This is a genomic window from uncultured Arthrobacter sp. (assembly GCF_947493765.1).
Taxonomy (GTDB): domain Bacteria; phylum Actinomycetota; class Actinomycetes; order Actinomycetales; family Micrococcaceae; genus Arthrobacter_D.
The window spans coordinates 108,254-125,509 of the sequence record NZ_CANLSZ010000007.1; the positions used below are offsets into that span (position 1 = coordinate 108,254).

The following is a 17,256-nucleotide window of genomic DNA, read 5'->3' on the forward strand; positions in this document are numbered from 1 at the left end:
CAACCGTAAAGCATCGCCCGATTGTTGACAATAAACAGCTGTGACCTGCATCATAGTGCGCATGACTTCGCTCAGCCCGGCACTCAAGCAAGCAACCCCCGTCGTCGTGGATCGTGCTCTCGGCAGCTGGATCTACGGGACCGACGGCAGGGACTATCTGGACTTCACCACGGGTATCGGCGTGACGAGCACCGGGCACTGCCATCCGAAGGTGGTGGCCGCCGCACGCGAGCAGGTGGGCAAGATCATCCACGCCCAATACACCACGGTGATGCACAAGCCGCTGCTGGAGCTCACCGAGAAGCTCGGGGAGGTCCTTCCCACCGGCCTCGATTCCGTGTTCTACGCCACCTCGGGATCCGAAGCCGTCGAGGCCGCCATCCGCCTGGCGCGCATGGCCACCGGGCGCCCCAACATCGTGGTGTTCCAGGGAGGGTTCCACGGTCGCACCGTCGCCGCCGCGTCCATGACCACGGCGGGGACCAGGTTCTCCGCAGGATTCGCACCCCTGATGGCAGGGGTCCACATGTCCGCCTTCCCCTACGCGTACCGCTACGGCTGGGACGAGGACGTGGCCGTCGCCTTCGCCCTGCAGGAGCTCGACTACCTGCTGCAGACCCGCACGGCGCCGAACGACACCGCGGCCTTCCTCATCGAACCCGCGCTGGGTGACGGCGGGTACCTGCCTACACCGCCTGCCTTCATGGAGGGGCTGCGGGAACGCGCCGACACCCACGGCATCCAGCTGATCTTCGACGAGGTCCAGGCCGGCGTCGGCCGCACCGGCAGGTTCTGGGGCCACCAGTACTCCGCCGCCACACCGGACATCCTCGTCACGGCGAAGGGCATCGCCTCCGGCTTCCCCATCTCCGCGATCGCCGCGTCCACCGAGACCATGTCCAAGGCCTGGCCCGGTTCCCAGGGCGGGACGTACGGCGGCAACGCCGTGTCCGCCGCGGCCGGCGTCGCGACACTCGAGGTGGTGAAGGAGGAGGGGCTCGTGGAGAACTCCCGCCTCCGCGGTGAGCAGCTGCAGGTCGGACTGAAGGAGATCCAGGACCGCTGCCCGGCGATCGGCGACGTCCGCGGACGCGGCCTGATGCAGGGCATCGAGTTCAGCCGCGAGGACGGCACGCCCGACGGCGTCATGGCCGCCGCGGTCCAGCAGGCCACCGTGGACCAGGGCCTGCTCACCCTGACCTGCGGCCCCGCCGGCAACGTGATCCGTCTGATCCCCGCCCTGGTGGTCACGCCCGAGGAGATCTCCACCGGGCTGGAGCGCTTCGAGGCGGCGGTGGCCGCCGTCGTCGGCGCCGTCACCGCCACGTCGGGAGGCTGAGGCGACAGATGACCGTGTCCTCCCCGCCGGATACCCCCGCCGTCGTGCCTGCCGCTGCACCCGACGCCGCGCAGCAGGCGGTGCTCGAGCACTTGGCCGCCGCAGGCGTCGACGCCGACGGCTCACCCCGGCGGCTGGCGGAGTACTCCTACGACGCGTCCAATTACCGCGTCCCGCCGCTCGCCGTGGTGTTCCCGCGGTCCACGGAGGACGTGGTGGCCACGCTGGCGGTCTGCCGGCAGACCGGAACCCCGCTGATCAGCCGCGGTGGTGGGACGTCCATGGCGGGCAATGCCGTCGGGCCGGGGGTGGTGCTGGACTTTTCACGGCACTTCGACCGGATCCACGGCTTCGATGAAGCGGCCGGCACGGTGTCCGTGGACCCGGGCGTGGTGCTCGCCGTCCTGTCCCGCGAGGCGGAGCAGGCAACCGATAACCGGTTCACCTTCGCCCCGGACCCGTCGTCCAGGACCCGGGCCACCGTGGGGGGTTCGCTGGGCAACGACGCCTGCGGCAACCACTCCGTGCGCTACGGCCGCACCTCGGACCACGTGGTGGAGCTCGACGTCATCACCTCCGACGGCGCACAGCTCACGGCCACTGCGGGCGGGCTGCGCGCCACGCACCCGGGGGACGGCTTCGCCGCAGCCCGCGCTGCCGCCCTCAACACCTCGCTCACAGAGCTCGCCCACCGCAACCTGGCGACCTTCCGCACCGAACTGGGCCGCATCCCACGGCAGGTCTCGGGCTACCACCTGGCCAACCTGCTGCCGGAGAACGGCTTCGACGTGGCCCGTGCCCTGGTGGGCTCGGAGGGCACCTGCGCGATCATCACCGGTGCCCGGATGAAGCTCGTGCCCAAGCCGGCCAGTGCGCTCCTGGTCTGCCTCGGCTACGCGGACGTGGTGGAGGCGGCCCGGGACATCGGAACCATCCTGGAGTTCTCCCCGGCGGCCGTCGAGGGCATCGACGAAGCGATCGTGGACACGATGCGGTTCCGCCGGGGCGAGGACGCGGTGCTGGGCCTGCCGGAGGGCAAGGCGTGGCTGTACGTGGACCTCGACGGCGAGGATCCCGCCGCCGTGGAGGCCGAAGCCGGTCGCCTGCTGGCCCGTCTCCGGGAGAACGGCCGCCTCGTGGCGGGCAGGCCGGTGCCCGACGCCGTCGAGCGGGCTTCCCTCTGGCGGGTCCGCGAGGACGGGGCCGGGCTGTCGTCCCGCCTCTCCACGGGCGGCGAGTCGTGGCCCGGCTGGGAGGACTCCGCCGTCGCGCCGGAGAAGCTCGCGGACTACCTCGCCGAGGTGCGCGGACTGCTGGACAGCTACGGACTCAAAGGAGTCATGTACGGGCATTTCGGGGCCGGCTGCATGCACATCCGCATCACGTACGATCTGCGCACGGATGAGGGCCGCGAGGCCTTCCGGGACTTCTCCCGCGCGGCGGCCCGGCTGGTGGTGCGGCACGGCGGTTCGCTCTCCGGCGAGCACGGGGACGGCAGGGCCCGCTCGCAGCTACTGCCCCTGATGTACTCGCACTCCATACTGCAGGCGTTCGCCGACTATCGCCGCCTGTGGGATCCCGCGGGCATCCTGAACCCGGGCTCGCTCACCGACCCCGACCCGCTGGACGCGCAGCTGGCCCTGGACGGTGTGCCGCAGCGCGAGTGGCGGACCAGCTTCGACCTGCGGCCACTGCACTCCGGCGGAGGTTCCTCCGCCGAGACGGACAAGCCCGCGAACGAGAGCGGAAGCGGCAGCGATCCGTGGGTCCACGCGCTCCAGGCCTGCATCGGCGTGGGCCGCTGCCGCACGGATTCCGGCGGGGTGATGTGCCCCAGCTACCGGGCCACGGGCGACGAGAAGGATTCCACCCGCGGCCGCGCCCGCGTGCTGCAGGACATGGTCCGCGGCGCGCGCACCGTGGAGGAGGGCTGGAGATCCGAGGAGGTCCGGGAGGCCCTGGACCTCTGCCTGTCGTGCAAGGCCTGCTCGAGCGACTGCCCCACGGGCGTGGACATGGCCACCTACAAGTCCGAGTTCTTCGACCACTACTACCGGGGCAGGCTGCGGCCGCTCTCCCATTTCTCCCTGGGCTGGCTGCCGCGGTGGCTGAAGCTCACCGGCCGCGTGGCTCCGCTCGTCAACGCCGTGCTGGCAACGCCCCTCGGCACGCTGGCAGCCGCGCTCGGCGGTCTCACCACGGCGCGCTCCCTGCCGCGGTTCGCCCGCGGCAGCGCATGGCGCGGGGAGGTCGCTGCTGCAGGGGTGGTGATGCCGGGGCGGCTGCGCAAGGACAGGAGGCGTGACGGCGTCGCGCCCGGTTCCGCCGCGGAGGGTGTGGTCTTGTTCGTGGACACCTTCACCCGCGGCTTCCGGCCCGAGGTGGCCGGTGCCGCAGCCCGCGTGCTGACCGAGGCGGAAGGGCGCACAGAGTGCGCGGCCGACGCGTGCTGCGGCCTGACCTGGATCTCCATCGGCCAGCTGGACACCGCCAGGCGATTGCTCGGCAAGGCTGCCGAGGCGCTCGACGACGGCACGGACCGCCCCATCGTGGTGGTGGAACCCAGCTGTGCCGCGGCGCTCCGCAAGGACCTGCCCGAGCTGGTCCACACCGATCAGGCGCGGCGCGTGGCAGCCCGGGTGCGCAGTTTCGCCGCGCACGTCGATCAGCTCACGCGCGCAGGCTGGACGCCGACGCCGGAGGAGGCGCTCCCGGAGAAGGTGGTGCTGCAGACGCACTGCCACGAGTACTCCGTCTTCGGAGCCGGCACCCAGAAGGCCACGCTCACCGCCGTCGGCATCACCGACGTCGTGGACGCCACCGGCTGCTGCGGCGTGGCAGGGAACTTCGGCTTCGAGAAGGAGCACTACGAGGTGAGCATGCTCGTCGCCGAGCAGGCGCTGGCTCCGGCGCTGCGCAGCACGGGCCGGGAGTCCGTGGTGCTCACCGACGGCTTCTCCTGCGCCATGCAGGTCGAGCAGCTCGACGGCGAGCGGCAGGGCAGACACCTCGCCCAGCTGCTCGATCCCGGCACGGGTACGCGTGGCGCACCACGTCCGGGCCCAGGAGAAACAGCCCGTACCGCCCGACCCAGCCGCCCCGCAGCGGTCCCCGACCTCCCACTTCCTCACGACAAGGACTCCTGACATGACAACGCCGACCACCAGCACCGCGCGGACCTCGCAGCACGCGCTCGACACGATCGCCAGGGTCAGCACGGGCCTGTTCATCGACGGCGAGTGGACCGAAGCGGCCTCCGGCAAACGGTTCGACGTCGTCAACCCCGCCACCGAGGAGGTCATCGCCAGCGTGGCCGACGGCGGTCCGGACGATGCGCAGCGCGCCATCGAGACCGCCGGACGCGTGCAGAAGGAGTGGGCCAGGACGTCGCCCCGGGAGCGCAGCGAGATCCTGCGCCGCGCCTACGATCTGACCATGGCCCGCCAGGACGAGGTGGCCCTCATCATGACCACCGAGATGGGCAAACCCTTCGCGGAGGCCCGGGGCGAGGTCGCCTACGCGGCCGAGTTCCTCCGCTGGTTCTCGGAGGAGGCGGTGCGGATCGGCGGCGACCTCACCAGCACGGGCGACGGGAGGAACCGGATCCTCGTCTCCAAGGAACCCGTGGGCCCGTGCGTGCTGGTCACGCCATGGAACTTCCCGCTGGCGATGGGCACCCGCAAGATCGGTCCGGCGATCGCAGCCGGCTGCACCATGGTGTTCAAGCCGGCCAATCTCACCCCGCTGTCCTCCCTCGCGCTCGTGGACATCCTCGTCGAGGCGGGCCTGCCCAGGGGAGTGCTCAACGTCGTCTGCACCACCAAAGCGTCGGACGTGGTGACGCCCTGGATGGCCAGCGGAATCGCCCGCAAGGTCAGCTTCACCGGTTCCACCGAGGTGGGCGTCCTGCTCCTGAAGCAGGCAGCGCAGCACGTGATGCGGTCGTCGATGGAACTCGGCGGAAACGCTCCGTTCATCGTGTTCGAGGACGCGGACCTCGACCGCGCGGTGGACGGCGCCGTGGCCGCCAAGATGCGCAACATGGGCGAGGCCTGCACCGCGGCCAACCGATTGTTCGTCCAGCGTCCGGTCGCCGACGACTTCGCCCGGCGGCTCGCCGCACGCCTGGGCGCCCTGTCGGTGGGCGACGGCGCCGAATCCGGGACCGACGTCGGCCCCCTGGTGGAGGAGAAGGCGCTCACGAAGGTGCAGGAGTTGGTGGACGACGCGGTATCCAGGGGCGCCGACGTCGTGTGCGGCGGCTCTCGGCCCGAGCGCCCGGGCTACTTCTACACGCCCACGGTGCTGTCCGGTGTTCACCCGGACTCCGACCTGATGAGCCAGGAGATCTTCGGGCCGGTGGCACCGGTGGTGCCCTTCGACACCGAGGACGACGTCGTCCGGCTGGCCAACGACACCCCGTGGGGGCTGGTGGGCTACCTCTTCACGCAGGACGTGGACCGCGGCTTCCGCGTGGGCGATGCGCTCGAGGTGGGCATGGTGGGGCTCAACACCGGCATCGTCTCCAACCCCGCGGCGCCCTTCGGAGGGGTCAAGGCCTCCGGGCTGGGCCGTGAGGGCGGACGCGTGGGCATCGAGGAATTCCTCGAGACCAAGTACATGGCCATGCCGCGCAGCTGAGTGCCGTGCGGCGGAACACCGAGATGGACCTCACCTCCTGACGAGAACCACACAATCGAAGGACGAACCAATGACGACCAGTCCCCAGCCCGTGGAGCAGACTCAGCCCGAACCCCTCGCCGCCCCCGGCGAGGAACCCTGTACCGAGGAGGGCAAACGGTCACTCCACCGGTCCATCCTCGGTTCCGCCCTCGGTAACGCCGTCGAGTGGTTCGACTACGGGGTGTACGGCTACCTCACCATCTACATGGCCACCAACTTCTTCGGCTCCACGGAGGGCGACGGCGGCCTCGGCGTCACCCTCACCCTCGCTACCCTCGCGCTGTCCTTCCTGGTGAGGCCGCTGGGCGGTCTCATCCTCGGACCGCTCGGTGACAGGGTGGGCCGGCAGAAGGTCATGGTGCTCACCGTGACCATGATGACGCTGGCCACGGGCGCCATCGGTCTGCTGCCGACGCTGGCCACCGCAGGCCTGTTGGCCCCGGCGCTGCTGCTGGTCTGCCGGCTGGTGCAGGGCTTCTCGGCAGGTGGCGAGTACGGGGGTGCTGCCGTGTACATGGCAGAGTGCGCTCCGGACCGGCGCCGCGGATTCTTCGGATCGTTCCTGGAGTTCGGTACCACGGTGGGCTTCATCCTGGCGGCAGTGGTCTGCACATCGCTGATCACCATCGTGGGGGACCAGGGCATGGAGGACGGCTGGTGGCGTCTGCCGTTCCTGCTGACCATCCCGCTCGGTCTCACCGCGCTGTGGATCAGGACCCGGCTGGCCGAGGCGCCGGTGTTCTCCGAGGCCTCGGAGAGCCGTGAGACCGCCAAGCCGCCCATCCGCAACGTGCTGAGGAACAACTGGCGCCAGCTCCTGGTCCTGGCCGGTTTCGTGGTGCTCCTCAACGTGGCGTTCTACCTGATCCTCGGGTACATGCCGACCTACATGAGCAGTCAGCTCGGTCACAGTCCGGCGCAGGGCAACTGGATGCTGGTGGCCATCATGGCGCTGATGCTCGTGGCGATCCCGTTCGCCGGGAGGTTGTCCGACCGCGTGGGACGCAAGCCGCTGCTGCTCGTGGCGGCCGGTGGGTACACGCTGTTGTCGGTGCCCGCGATCATGCTGCTGGGCATGCCGAGCCTGATCCTGCAGTTCGTGGGCCTGGCCGTGCTCGGTCTGCTCCTGGTGATCCTGGTGTCGTCGGTCTCCTCGACGCTTCCGGCGCTGTTCCCCACGGCGGTGCGGTACACGGGTTTCGCGATCGGCTACAACTTCTCCACCGCGTTCTTCGCCGGGCCGTCGCAGACGGTGGCCAACCAGCTGATCGAGACCACCGGGAACCAGCTGGTACCCGGGTGGTACATGGCCATCGCCGGGTTGATCGGCCTCGTGAGCGTGCTGTGCATGCGGGAGACCGCCCAGGCAACGCTGCGCGGCGAGGAGCTTCCGGGCCTGCCCGAGTCCGTCGGCCTCCCGAAGCCCGGCTATGTGGAGGCGAACCGCGCGGACGCCGCGGAGCGCCGTGCGAGCTTCGCGAGCTGAGTCTCCCGAGCGGAGCTGCTGGGCCGGCTGACCGCCGAGCCCGCAGGTGGGGGCGGCCGCCTGGCTCGGGCGGCCGCCTTCCTTTGTCATGTAGTCGAGATAGGCCGGGATCGTTCTGCTGGGCGGCTAGGGCTGGGGTCGAGGTGGGCGGTTGGCGCGTTCAGATCCGGGGTCTTTGCCGGTCGTGTCCTGCCGTAGGCCGGCGTGTCGTGCCGCGACACGGTGTCGCGACGCCGAAAGCCCCCGGACCAGTACAGAACCGGCCGCACCGACGACCCCGTGGACGGCACCGACGACGCCGAGCTGAGCCCTACCCCCGCCGGATGCTCGCCAACTGGTAGCGCTCCTGCCGGATCCGGGCATGCAGCCACGAGCTGACGTTCTCCACCTCGGCGGTCCGGCGCAGCTCGGCGATGAAGGTGTTGAAATCCTGCAGCGAGGTGAACGGCACGGTGGCAATGAGGTCGTAGCGGCCGATGGTCCGGGCCATGAACTCCAGCCCCCGCCGCCCGGAGATCCGGTGGACGGCCTCGACCCCCTCGCCGCCCAGATTGAGCCCCAGGCCGAACACGAGGCTCCCCGCGGAATCCGAGCGTTGCCCAAGGGCCCCGATGCGCATGACGCCGGAGGCGAGGAGCCGGCGCACGCGGGCACGGACGGCGGTGATGGACAGGCCTGCACTCGCCGCCAGTGCCGCATAGGTTGCGCGGCCGTCGTGCTGGAGCATCTCGATGATGGTCGAGTCCGACGCGTCGAGGTCCGCGTACGGTCCTTCCGGCTCGGCACCGAGGAAGAAGCTGTTGAGCACCTGCTGATAGATGAGATACCGGACATCCGACACCCCCTCGATGGACCTGATGCGCCGGAGGACACCCTGCAGATCGCCCAGGGTCCTCGTGTGCACCTCCACGATGAGCTGCTCCGGCCCCACGATCTCGGAGATGAAGACGGCAGGCAGCTGCTCGGCGATGACATCGACCACCCGCTCGAGGTCTCCTGAGAGTTTCACCGCGAGGTGCGCCATCACGTTCAGCCCCAGCAGTCGGGGATGCACGGCCGCGACGATGCGCAATTCGTCCGACTCCAGCATCGGGGTCAGCCGGGCAGCGATGGACGCCCGCGTGGTTCCGAGCATCCGGGCCAGTTCCGTGAACGAGAGGCGCCCGTCCTTCCGCAGCAGGACGAGAGCCCCCTCCGTGATCGGATCCATGAAACCTACATCCCTCGTGAAGTACCGTTTTTCAGCTTGCACAGCACTTTAGGTGCCTTACGACAAATTATGCATAACTCGACAGTACGAAAGTACTGTCCGGGTGCAATTATGACGCACATACGGTTGACGCAGGTCGATTGCGACTCCAGACTTTCATCACGACGCCAGGCGGCGATCGTTCGACCTGATGGAGTGAGCATGAAGAAGTTAGCAACGACCTGCACCGTCGCCGTCCTGGCTCTGATCCTGAGCGGCTGCGGCGGCTCGGAGGAGAGCAGCAGCTCCAGCAGCTCGGCAGGGCCGGAAGGTCTGGTGAACGAGGGCAAGCTCACCGCCTGCATCGATCCCGAGTACGCACCGCTGGAGTACTACGAGAACGGCTCCGACGGCGAGATCGTGGGCTTCGACGCCGACGGCATCCGTGCGCTCGCGGAGCACTGGGGCGTCGAGGCGAACATGAACGTGACCTCGTTCGACGGGCTCATGCCACAGCTCCAGTCCGGATCGTGCGACATGATCTACGGCGGTCTCTACATGTCCGAGGAACGTCTGGCGATCGCCGATGCCAGCCCGGTCATGAACGCCGGTCCCACCATCCTGACCACTCCTGACGAGGCGGCGGGCCTCACCGAGGCCGCTGACCTGTGCGGGCTCACCGTGGCCGCGCAGGCAGCGTCCGCGAACGCCATCTCCATCAACGAGGTCTCCGAGACATGCGTTTCCGACGGTATGGATGCGATCAAGGTCGACGAGTACCCGAAGACCGCGGAGACCGTCCTCGCCGTGCTGAACGGGAAGGCCGACGCCCTTGTGGAGACCAACGTGGCGGCCGCCTACATGGTCACGCAGAACGAGGGGAAGCTGGCGGAGGCGGGCGACATCTTTGAACTCGACACCACCTTCGGGGTCTTCAGTCGCAAGGACGATCCCATCTCCCCGGCGATCGCCGAGGGCCTGAAGGCTCTCCAGGCCGACGGCACCATGGCGGAGATCGCGGAGAAGTACAACCTCGATCCCTCGATCACCGACGTCGACTAACCACGCCCCCCACACCTTGAGAGGGGGCCCGCATGGGCTTCGATTTCGACATCTTCTTCGAGCAGCTCTTCAGTTCCAGCTATCTGAAGGGCGCGCTGCTGTCCATCGGCGTCGCGGTGGTCTCGCTCGTCATCGCGACGGCGATCGGCTTCGTCGTCGCGCTCGGCAGGGTGGGGAAGTCCCAGTTCGGCCGGGTCCCGGCCGGTGCGTACGTCTGGTTCTTCCGGGCCATCCCCGCCCTGCTGGTGCTTCTCATCATGTGGAATGCGCTGCCGCAGATCCTGCCGAGCCTCCGGTCGGACTGGTACTCGCCCTTCGTGGCGGCATCGATCGGCCTCGGGCTGGTCGAGGCCGCGTTCATGGCCGAGATCATCCGGTCGGCGCTGCTCAGCGTGGATGACGGCCAGCCGCTCGCGGGCCGGGCCCTGGGCATGAAGCCGGCCACGGTGATGCTGAAGGTCACCATCCCGCAGGCCATCCGCATCGCGCTGCCTCCCACGACGAACGAGTTCATCGGTCTGATCAAGTACTCCTCGCTGGCGTCCGTGATCTCCCTCCGGGAGCTGCTGACGACGGCGCAGGTGGGCGTCAACATCACCTTCCGCTATGCCGAGTACTACTCGGTGGCCATCATCTACTACCTCGTGATCGTCAGCGTGATCACCGTCTTCCAGACGATGATCGAGCGCCGCTTCGCGTGGATCTCGGTCAAGCCGACCAAGAAGCGCAAAGCCGAATCCGTCCCTGCAGGAGGTCTCGCATGAGCCACGCCAGTGTTGCCCCCGTCCAGGACCTGACCCTCCAGGTCAAGGATCTGCACAAGGCGTACGGCGGCAACGAGGTGCTCAAGGGCGTCGAGTTCCAGATCGCCAAGGGGCAGGTCAAGGCGGTCCTCGGTCCGTCCGGATCCGGGAAGTCGACCATGCTCCGGCTGATGGCCCTCCTCGAGCCGTCCGACAGGGGCGACATCCTGCTGCACGGTGAGCGGATCGGTGTGAACGACGGCGGCCGCCACCTCCCGGAGCGGACCCTGGCCGTGCAGCGCAGGGACATCGGGATGGTGTTCCAGAAGTTCAATCTCTTCCCGCACCTCTCCGCCGTCCGGAACGTGGCCCTCGCCCTGACGGCCGTGCAGCAGGTCAAGCGACACACGGCCCTCGAGCGGGCCCACGAGATGCTGGAGCGCGTGGGCCTGTCCGAGCGCGCCGACCACTTCCCGTCGGAACTCAGTGGCGGGCAGCAGCAACGCGTGGCCATCGCCCGGGCCCTCGTCCTCGACCCGGACGTGATGCTGTTCGACGAACCCACGTCGGCGCTCGATCCGGAGCTCGTGGGCGAAGTGCTCGACGTCATGGAGGGGCTCGCGAGGGGCGGCATGACCATGATCGTCGTCACCCACGAGGTCCGGTTCGCCCGACGCGTGGCCGATGAGGTGACGCTCTTCGACAACGGCGTGATCGTGGAGCAGGCCCCTCCGGAGGACTTCTTCGACCGCCCGCAGCACGAACGGACCCGGCGCTTCCTCAGCCACGTCCACTAGCCCGGACCGCTCCCTGTAACTGCTCCAGAGAACTGCTTGACGAACCCCCAGGAGGTGACGATGTCCACCCACGCGCAGGTACGCCCCATCAGGATCGCCGTGTGTTCCGATCTGGCCGATCTGGACGTCCGCACGGTCTTCGGCGCCCTCGAGTCCGCGGGCCATTCGGTCACCCTGCTCCAGGGCAGCGACTCGGAGGCCATCGTCGCGGATGCGGTCGATGCCGATGCCCTCATGCTGGGCTACGGCAGCCTCGACGACGACGCGTTCGCCCGCCTCCCGGCGCTGCGCATGGTGGCCCTGGCGTCCATGGGCTTCGACAACGTCGACGTCGAGGCTGCCCACCGGCGTGGGGTCGCGGTGTCGAACATCGTCGGGGCGGCGACCGAGGAGGTGGCGCTCCATGCCCTCGCCCTCATCCTCGACGCGCTCAGGGGCATCTCCGCCCACGACCGCGCAGTCAGGGCGGGCGGCTGGGACCTCGCGGCGGTCCCGCTGCCGCGGCGGGGGAGCGGGCTGACCCTCGGCATCATCGGTCTCGGGCGGATCGGCCTGGCCCTCGCGGAGCAGGCCGCCCCGATCTTCGGCCGCATCATCGGGTACGACCCGGTCCCGTGTGAGCGCAGCGGTGTTGAGCAGGTGTCCCTCGAGGTCGCCCTCCGTGAGGCCGATGTGATCTCGCTCCACCTTCCGCTGACCGAGGAGACCACCGGGTTCCTGGACGCCGGGCGGCTGGGTGAGCTGAGACGCGGAGCGGTGATCGTCAACGTCAGCCGCGGCGGTCTCATCGACGCGGCCGCCCTCCGGGACGCGCTCGACGACGGCAGGATCGGGGCCGCCGGGCTGGACGTCCTCGACGAGGAACCACCGCCGCAGGACCACGCCCTCATGAACCACCCGCGCGTCACGCTCACACCGCACGCGGCCTTCCTGTCCGACGCCGCGCTCGCCGACTACGTGCGGCTGCAGGCCGACAACGTCCTCACCTGGGCCAGGACCGGCAGACCGCTCACCCCGGTCCCGACCGACTCCTGACCCCCTCGCCTCCCACCTTTCCCCACGGAGTACCCTCATGCGCCGACTCGCACGCCCGCTCACCGCCAACCCCAGACCGGTCATCGTCACGGCCTCGGTCATCCACACCGTCGACGACGACACCCCGACCGCCACCGCGATGCTCGTGGTGGACGGGCGGATCGCCCTGCTGGGCGACGTCGAGCACTGCCGCGCCGCTGCGGCGACCCTCTCCGGCCGCGAGGCGGAAGAGGTCGACTACGGTGACGCCACGATCGTGCCGGGCTTCATCGACGCCCACGCGCACCCCCTGATGTACGGGCAGCTCATGACGTGGGTGGACTGCGGGCCGGACAAGGCGTCGTCCATCCCCGAGATCGTGGAACTGCTCCGGACCGCCGCGGAATCCGCGCCCGCCGACCTCCCCGTCCGCGGCTACGGCTACGAGCAGCGCAATCTCCTCGAGGGCCGGCACCCCACCCGCCAGGAGCTCGATCAGGTCTCCACCGCCCGCGAGGTCTACCTCATGAACGCCAGCGGTCACGGGGGCGTCGTCAACACGCTGACGCTGACCCGCGCCGGAATCGACCGGGACACGCCCAACCCAGCCGGCGGGGAGTTCTTCCGCACCGACGACGGCGATCTCACGGGTGAGCTCAGCGATGCCGCCTGCAACATCCTCACAGGCGTCCACGGCGTCGACGTCGGTCACCACGGCCCCAACTTCCACCTCGAGGACGAGCCCGCCGAGCATCTGCGCCAGCTCGAGGCCGCGCAGCAGAACTTCCTCGCCGGCGGCGTCACGGCCATCGGCGACTGCCAGGTCTCCCGCCGCGAGTTCGACATGTACCTGCGGCTGGCCGAGCGCGGGGAACTGAAGACCCGCATCTCCATGTACGTGCTGTCCCATCTGCTCGACGAGGTACTCGAACTCGGGATGCACGGCCCCTTCGGCAACGACGCCCTGAGCTTCGCCGGGATCAAGCTCTACGCCGACGGCACCCTCGGTGGCTGGACGGCGTACTTCCCCGACGGCTACGTGGGCGACCCCTGCCGCACCGGGCAGCTCTACCACTCGCCGGAGGACTACGACGCCCTGGTGCGGCGCGCCCACGCAGCCGGCCTGCAGACCGCCACCCACGCGCAGTCGCCGGACGCCATCGAGATGGTGGTCTCCACGATCGAGCGGGCGCTCCAGGACAGGCCCGACGCCGATGCCCGCCACCGGATCGAGCACTGCGGACTGCCGACCCCCGAGCAGATCAGCCGCATGGCCGCCGCCGGTATCAGGCCGGTCAACCAGCCCCAGCACTACTACAACTGGGGTGAGGGCGTCACGGACGCGATCGGCACCGTGGGGGAGCGCTTCAATCCGCTCGGCGAGTTCATCGCCGCGGGAGTGCCTGTGACCATCTCCTCGGACGCCCCCGTGGCGGAACCTGTCCCGCTCGAGGCCCTCCAGGTCTCCGTGACGCGCGAGACGAGGCGGGGCCACCGCCTCGGCGACGACGCGCTGCGCATCGACGTCGGGCAGGCCCTGCGGGCCCACACCATCAACGCGGCCGTCAGTCTCGGCCGGGAGGACGAGATCGGCTCCCTGTCGCCCGGTAAGCTCGCAGACTTCGCCGTCCTGGGTGAGGATCCCCTCACCGTGGCGGCCGCATCGATCGGCACCATCACCGTCCTGGCCACCTGGGTGGGCGGTCAGCAGAAGTACCGGAGGACACCAGCATGAGTTTCGAGAACACCGGCGGGCGCGCCCTGATGCGCACCATCCGCAACTACGGCGTGGACACCGTCTTCGGCATCCCCGGGACGCACAACCTGGAGTTCTACCGGGTACTGGGCGATCTCGGCATCGCGGCGGTGACCACCCGTCACGAACAGGGCGCCGGGTACGCCGCCGACGGGTGGTCGCAGCGGCGCGGACTTCCCGGCGTCGTCATCACCACCAGCGGGCCGGGCCTGCTCAACGCGCTGTCCGCCGCCGGCACCGCGTTCTGCGAGTCGCGGCCGCTGCTGATCCTCTCGCCCGGGACGCCGCGCGGCACGGGGTTCGAGGACCGCGGCCTGCTGCACGAGTCGAAGGACCCCACCGGTGCGGCCGGTTCCGTGATGCTCTGGAGCCGGCGGGTGGAGAGCGACGCCGAGGCCGTCGAGGCCATCCACGACGCCTTCCGCCTGTTCGAGTCGGGCAGGCCGCGCCCCGTGCACATCGAGGTGCCGCTCGACGTGCTCGAGGCCGCCTCCACGGCCGAGGAGAGCGCACTCGAGCGGCGCCGGTTCGACCTCGCGGTGCCGGAGCAGTCAGGACTCGACGCCGCAGCCCGGATGCTCGACGGCGCCTCACGGCCCGTCATCATCGCCGGCGGCGGCGCACTCCCGGCCGCGGACGAGCTGCTGCTCCTCGCCGAGACGCTCGGCGCCCCGGTGATCACCTCCCTCAACGGCAAGGCCGCCATCCCCGAGTCCCACCCGCTCTCCCTGCGCGCGGAACTCCGCCTCGCGGCGACGCTGCCGATCATCGAGGCCGCGGACGTGGTGCTCATCATCGGCAGCAAGGTCGGCGAGGCTGAGCTGTGGGGCAGGACGCTCGAACCCCGGGGCAGCATCATCCGCATCGACATCGACGAGAACCGGATCGAGGCCAACCTGGCGGCCGACGTCGCCGTCGTGGGGGACAGCCGCGTCGCGCTGCCCGCGCTGCGCAGGCTCCTCACGCGGGAGCCACGGCAGCCGGAGGGTCTCGACGCGATCCGGCAGGCCCAGCGTGAGGAGGCGGACGCCTTCTCGCCGGGTGTCATGAGGCTGGCGCGGGAGATCACGGCGCTGCTGCCGGGGCATGCCACCGTGAGCGGGGACTCCTCGCAGATCACCTACTACGGCATGACCTCCGCCGTGGTGCAGGAGGAACCGAAGAAGTTCCTCTACATGCCGGCCTACGCGACCCTCGGGTACGGGCTGCCCGCGGCGATCGGCGCAGCCGTGGCGGAACCGGACTCAAGCGTGGTCTGCGTGCTGGGCGACGGCGCGCTCATGTTCTCTGTGCAGGAGCTCGTCACGGCTGCCGAGCAGAAGCTGAATCTCACGGTGGTCTGCGTGGACAACGGCGGCTACCAGGAGATCCGCGAGAACGAGGTGGACCGCGGTATCGAACCCGTGGGCGTGGAGCTGGTGCAGCCGGACTGGCCGCTGCTCGCCGTCGCCTTCGGCGGATCGGGCCACACCGCCACCGACTACGCGTCGCTGCGCTCCACCCTCACCGCGGCGATCGCCGAGCCGGGCGTCAGCCTCGTCCACGTCCCCTTCGCGCTGTTCCAGCCAGACGACGCCGACGCCGACGCCGCGACCGAGAAGGCAGGAGATGTCCATGCAGCACAGCGCTGAGCTCACCGAGCAGGCCCGCGCGACGGCCCGGCAGTGGATCGACGACCACATGGCCGAGCTGTCGGGGTGGCACTCGAAGATCTGGGACCTGGCCGAACCCGCATGGCGGGAGTACGAGTCGGCGGCCTGGTACGTCGCGACGCTGCGGGAGTACGGGTTCGACGTCGAGGAGGGCTCGGCGGGCATGCCCACGGCCTTCTCCGCGACCTGGCGCAACGGGGACGGCCCTGCCCTCCTGACGTACGCCGAGTACGACGCCGTGCCGGGCAACAGCCAGTCGGCCACCACGCAGCAGGAGCCGCGCGAGGGCCTCAGCGCGCTCGCGCCGGGCCACACGGATCCGCACTCCGCCCTGGGCATCTCCACCTTGGCGGGGCTGCTCGGGACGCAGCACGCCATGACGGTGCACCGGATCCCCGGGACCCTCCGGTACACGGGCGAGCCGGCGGAGAAGATGCACGGGTCCAAGGTGGTGCACGGGCTGCGCGGCTACTACGACGACGTCGACGCGATCGTGAGCTTCCATCCCTTCTACATGCTGCCGCTGTGCAACACGGCGCGCTGGGACACGCAGTGCGGGGCCTACTACAGCAAGGTCTACACCTTCCGCTGCGACGAACCCGAGACCTGGCAGATCGGGGCCGATCCCAACTCGCCCATCCCGGCGTCGCACTCCGCGGCCCGGGCCCCCGGTGCCAATGTGGCGCTCATGACCATGTACTCGGCCTCACGGTCCATGCAGGATGCCATGCTGCCCAGCGTGGGCGGGTGGAGCCTGTCGGACGCGATCCTGCTGGACGGTCAGGCGACCGCGGACAATCTGCCCCAGCGCGTGGCCCGCATCCAGTTCTCCTGGCGCACCCCGGACATCGCCATGGCCGAGCACGTCCTGGCCGTCCTCGACCGCAACGCCGAGCACGCGGCGGCCATGGCCCACTGCGCGCTGGAGGAACGCTGGGTGGCGCGCAGCCGTCCCGGACGGACCAACCACGCCCTCGCCGAGCTGCTGTACCGGAATCTCAGCGCCGTCGGAGCACCTGAGTACGACGCCGAGGCCGTCGCCGCTGCGAACGAGATCCAGCGCGCTCTCGGCGTGGAGCCCACGTCCAAGCCGTTCCTGGACGAGTGCGAGCAGCTCATCGAACCGCAGGAGGCCGAGCGGCTGCTGCGCGAGCACATGCCGGCGTGGCAGCGGAACTGGACCAGCGACGACTACGTGGAGATGACCCACTACGCCCCCACGGTCCGCTTCTACGTGGCGCGTCCGGCGCTGAAGCCGGTCCCGGGGAGCGGTGCGTACCCCGGCTGGGTCATGAACGCCCTCGGTGGCATACCTGCAACCATCGATCCCACCATCGAGGTGGCGGGGAAGACCATCGCCGGAACCTTCATCGACCTGCTGTGCACCCCGGAGGCGCTCGAGGCGGCGCGGCAGGAGTTCGAGCAGCGCACGGCTGACGATCCGATGCCGGCCCTGCTGGACAAGGACTTCGAACCGCCGATCGACCTGCCGTGGCCGGACTACCGCTCGTCCGGCGGGCACCGGCACTGGTGAG

Annotated in this window: 12 protein-coding genes; 11 read left to right on the forward strand and 1 reads right to left on the reverse strand. The window is 69.7% G+C overall.

The window, feature by feature from the left end:
* Positions 1-61: 61 nt before the first annotated feature.
* The 4 genes from Q0747_RS11260 (at position 62) to Q0747_RS11275 (ending at position 7,508) form a co-directional block, all read left to right on the forward strand.
* Positions 62-1,339 carry an aspartate aminotransferase family protein gene (locus tag Q0747_RS11260; RefSeq protein ID WP_298254664.1) on the forward strand — a complete coding sequence of 426 codons (1,278 nt, stop codon included), beginning with the start codon at positions 62-64 and terminating at the stop codon, positions 1,337-1,339.
* A gap of 8 nt (positions 1,340-1,347) precedes the next feature.
* A complete protein-coding gene (locus tag Q0747_RS11265; RefSeq protein WP_298254666.1) occupies positions 1,348-4,485 on the forward strand; it encodes an FAD-binding and (Fe-S)-binding domain-containing protein in 3,138 nt (1,045 codons plus the stop codon).
* A gap of 1 nt (position 4,486) precedes the next feature.
* Complete coding sequence (locus Q0747_RS11270) at positions 4,487-5,980, forward strand: NAD-dependent succinate-semialdehyde dehydrogenase (RefSeq protein WP_298254668.1); 1,494 nt, start codon at positions 4,487-4,489, stop codon at positions 5,978-5,980.
* 70 nt (positions 5,981-6,050) lie between these two features.
* Complete coding sequence (locus tag Q0747_RS11275; RefSeq protein WP_298254670.1) at positions 6,051-7,508, forward strand: MFS transporter; 1,458 nt, start codon at positions 6,051-6,053, stop codon at positions 7,506-7,508.
* A 310-nt stretch (positions 7,509-7,818) separates the two neighbouring features.
* Here Q0747_RS11275 and Q0747_RS11280 read toward each other — a convergent pair whose 3' ends face one another.
* Positions 7,819-8,718: an Lrp/AsnC family transcriptional regulator gene (locus Q0747_RS11280; RefSeq protein ID WP_298254671.1), complete on the reverse strand. Its 900-nt coding sequence runs from the start codon at positions 8,716-8,718 to the stop codon at positions 7,819-7,821.
* A 201-nt stretch (positions 8,719-8,919) separates the two neighbouring features.
* Here Q0747_RS11280 and Q0747_RS11285 point away from each other — a divergent pair, with 201 nt between their 5' ends.
* From Q0747_RS11285 to Q0747_RS11315, 7 genes are read left to right on the forward strand one after another with little or no spacing between them, the layout of a single operon-like run.
* On the forward strand, positions 8,920-9,759 hold the full coding sequence (locus Q0747_RS11285) for a transporter substrate-binding domain-containing protein (protein ID WP_298254673.1): 840 nt from the start codon (positions 8,920-8,922) through the stop codon (positions 9,757-9,759).
* A 32-nt stretch (positions 9,760-9,791) separates the two neighbouring features.
* Entirely contained in the window at positions 9,792-10,523 is a 732-nt protein-coding gene (locus tag Q0747_RS11290; RefSeq protein WP_298254675.1) for an amino acid ABC transporter permease, read from the forward strand.
* Complete coding sequence (locus tag Q0747_RS11295; RefSeq protein ID WP_298254677.1) at positions 10,520-11,299, forward strand: amino acid ABC transporter ATP-binding protein; 780 nt, start codon at positions 10,520-10,522, stop codon at positions 11,297-11,299. The genes Q0747_RS11290 and Q0747_RS11295 overlap by 4 nt, the downstream gene beginning before the upstream one ends.
* 60 nt (positions 11,300-11,359) lie before the next feature.
* Positions 11,360-12,334, forward strand: a complete 975-nt coding sequence (locus Q0747_RS11300; RefSeq protein ID WP_298254679.1) for a C-terminal binding protein — start codon at positions 11,360-11,362, stop codon at positions 12,332-12,334.
* A gap of 37 nt (positions 12,335-12,371) precedes the next feature.
* Entirely contained in the window at positions 12,372-14,048 is a 1,677-nt protein-coding gene (locus tag Q0747_RS11305) for an amidohydrolase (RefSeq protein WP_298254681.1), read from the forward strand.
* On the forward strand, positions 14,045-15,700 hold the full coding sequence (locus Q0747_RS11310; protein WP_298254683.1) for a thiamine pyrophosphate-binding protein: 1,656 nt from the start codon (positions 14,045-14,047) through the stop codon (positions 15,698-15,700). Before Q0747_RS11305 ends, Q0747_RS11310 begins: the two co-directional genes overlap by 4 nt.
* Positions 15,684-17,255, forward strand: a complete 1,572-nt coding sequence (locus Q0747_RS11315; protein WP_298254685.1) for an amidohydrolase — start codon at positions 15,684-15,686, stop codon at positions 17,253-17,255. Before Q0747_RS11310 ends, Q0747_RS11315 begins: the two co-directional genes overlap by 17 nt.
* Position 17,256: the final 1 nt, after the last annotated feature.

Bases quoted from the DNA above. Each gene is read 5' to 3' on its own strand.
- Q0747_RS11260 (WP_298254664.1), top strand. From the start codon at position 62: ATGACTTCGCTCAGCCCGGCACTCAAGCAAGCAACCCCCGTCGTCGTG.
- Q0747_RS11265 (WP_298254666.1), top strand. From the start codon at position 1,348: ATGACCGTGTCCTCCCCGCCGGATACCCCCGCCGTCGTGCCTGCCGCT.
- Q0747_RS11270 (WP_298254668.1), top strand. From the start codon at position 4,487: ATGACAACGCCGACCACCAGCACCGCGCGGACCTCGCAGCACGCGCTC.
- Q0747_RS11275 (WP_298254670.1), top strand. From the start codon at position 6,051: ATGACGACCAGTCCCCAGCCCGTGGAGCAGACTCAGCCCGAACCCCTC.
- Q0747_RS11280 (WP_298254671.1), bottom strand. From the start codon at position 8,718: ATGGATCCGATCACGGAGGGGGCTCTCGTCCTGCTGCGGAAGGACGGG.
- Q0747_RS11285 (WP_298254673.1), top strand. From the start codon at position 8,920: ATGAAGAAGTTAGCAACGACCTGCACCGTCGCCGTCCTGGCTCTGATC.
- Q0747_RS11290 (WP_298254675.1), top strand. From the start codon at position 9,792: ATGGGCTTCGATTTCGACATCTTCTTCGAGCAGCTCTTCAGTTCCAGC.
- Q0747_RS11295 (WP_298254677.1), top strand. From the start codon at position 10,520: ATGAGCCACGCCAGTGTTGCCCCCGTCCAGGACCTGACCCTCCAGGTC.
- Q0747_RS11300 (WP_298254679.1), top strand. From the start codon at position 11,360: ATGTCCACCCACGCGCAGGTACGCCCCATCAGGATCGCCGTGTGTTCC.
- Q0747_RS11305 (WP_298254681.1), top strand. From the start codon at position 12,372: ATGCGCCGACTCGCACGCCCGCTCACCGCCAACCCCAGACCGGTCATC.
- Q0747_RS11310 (WP_298254683.1), top strand. From the start codon at position 14,045: ATGAGTTTCGAGAACACCGGCGGGCGCGCCCTGATGCGCACCATCCGC.
- Q0747_RS11315 (WP_298254685.1), top strand. From the start codon at position 15,684: ATGCAGCACAGCGCTGAGCTCACCGAGCAGGCCCGCGCGACGGCCCGG.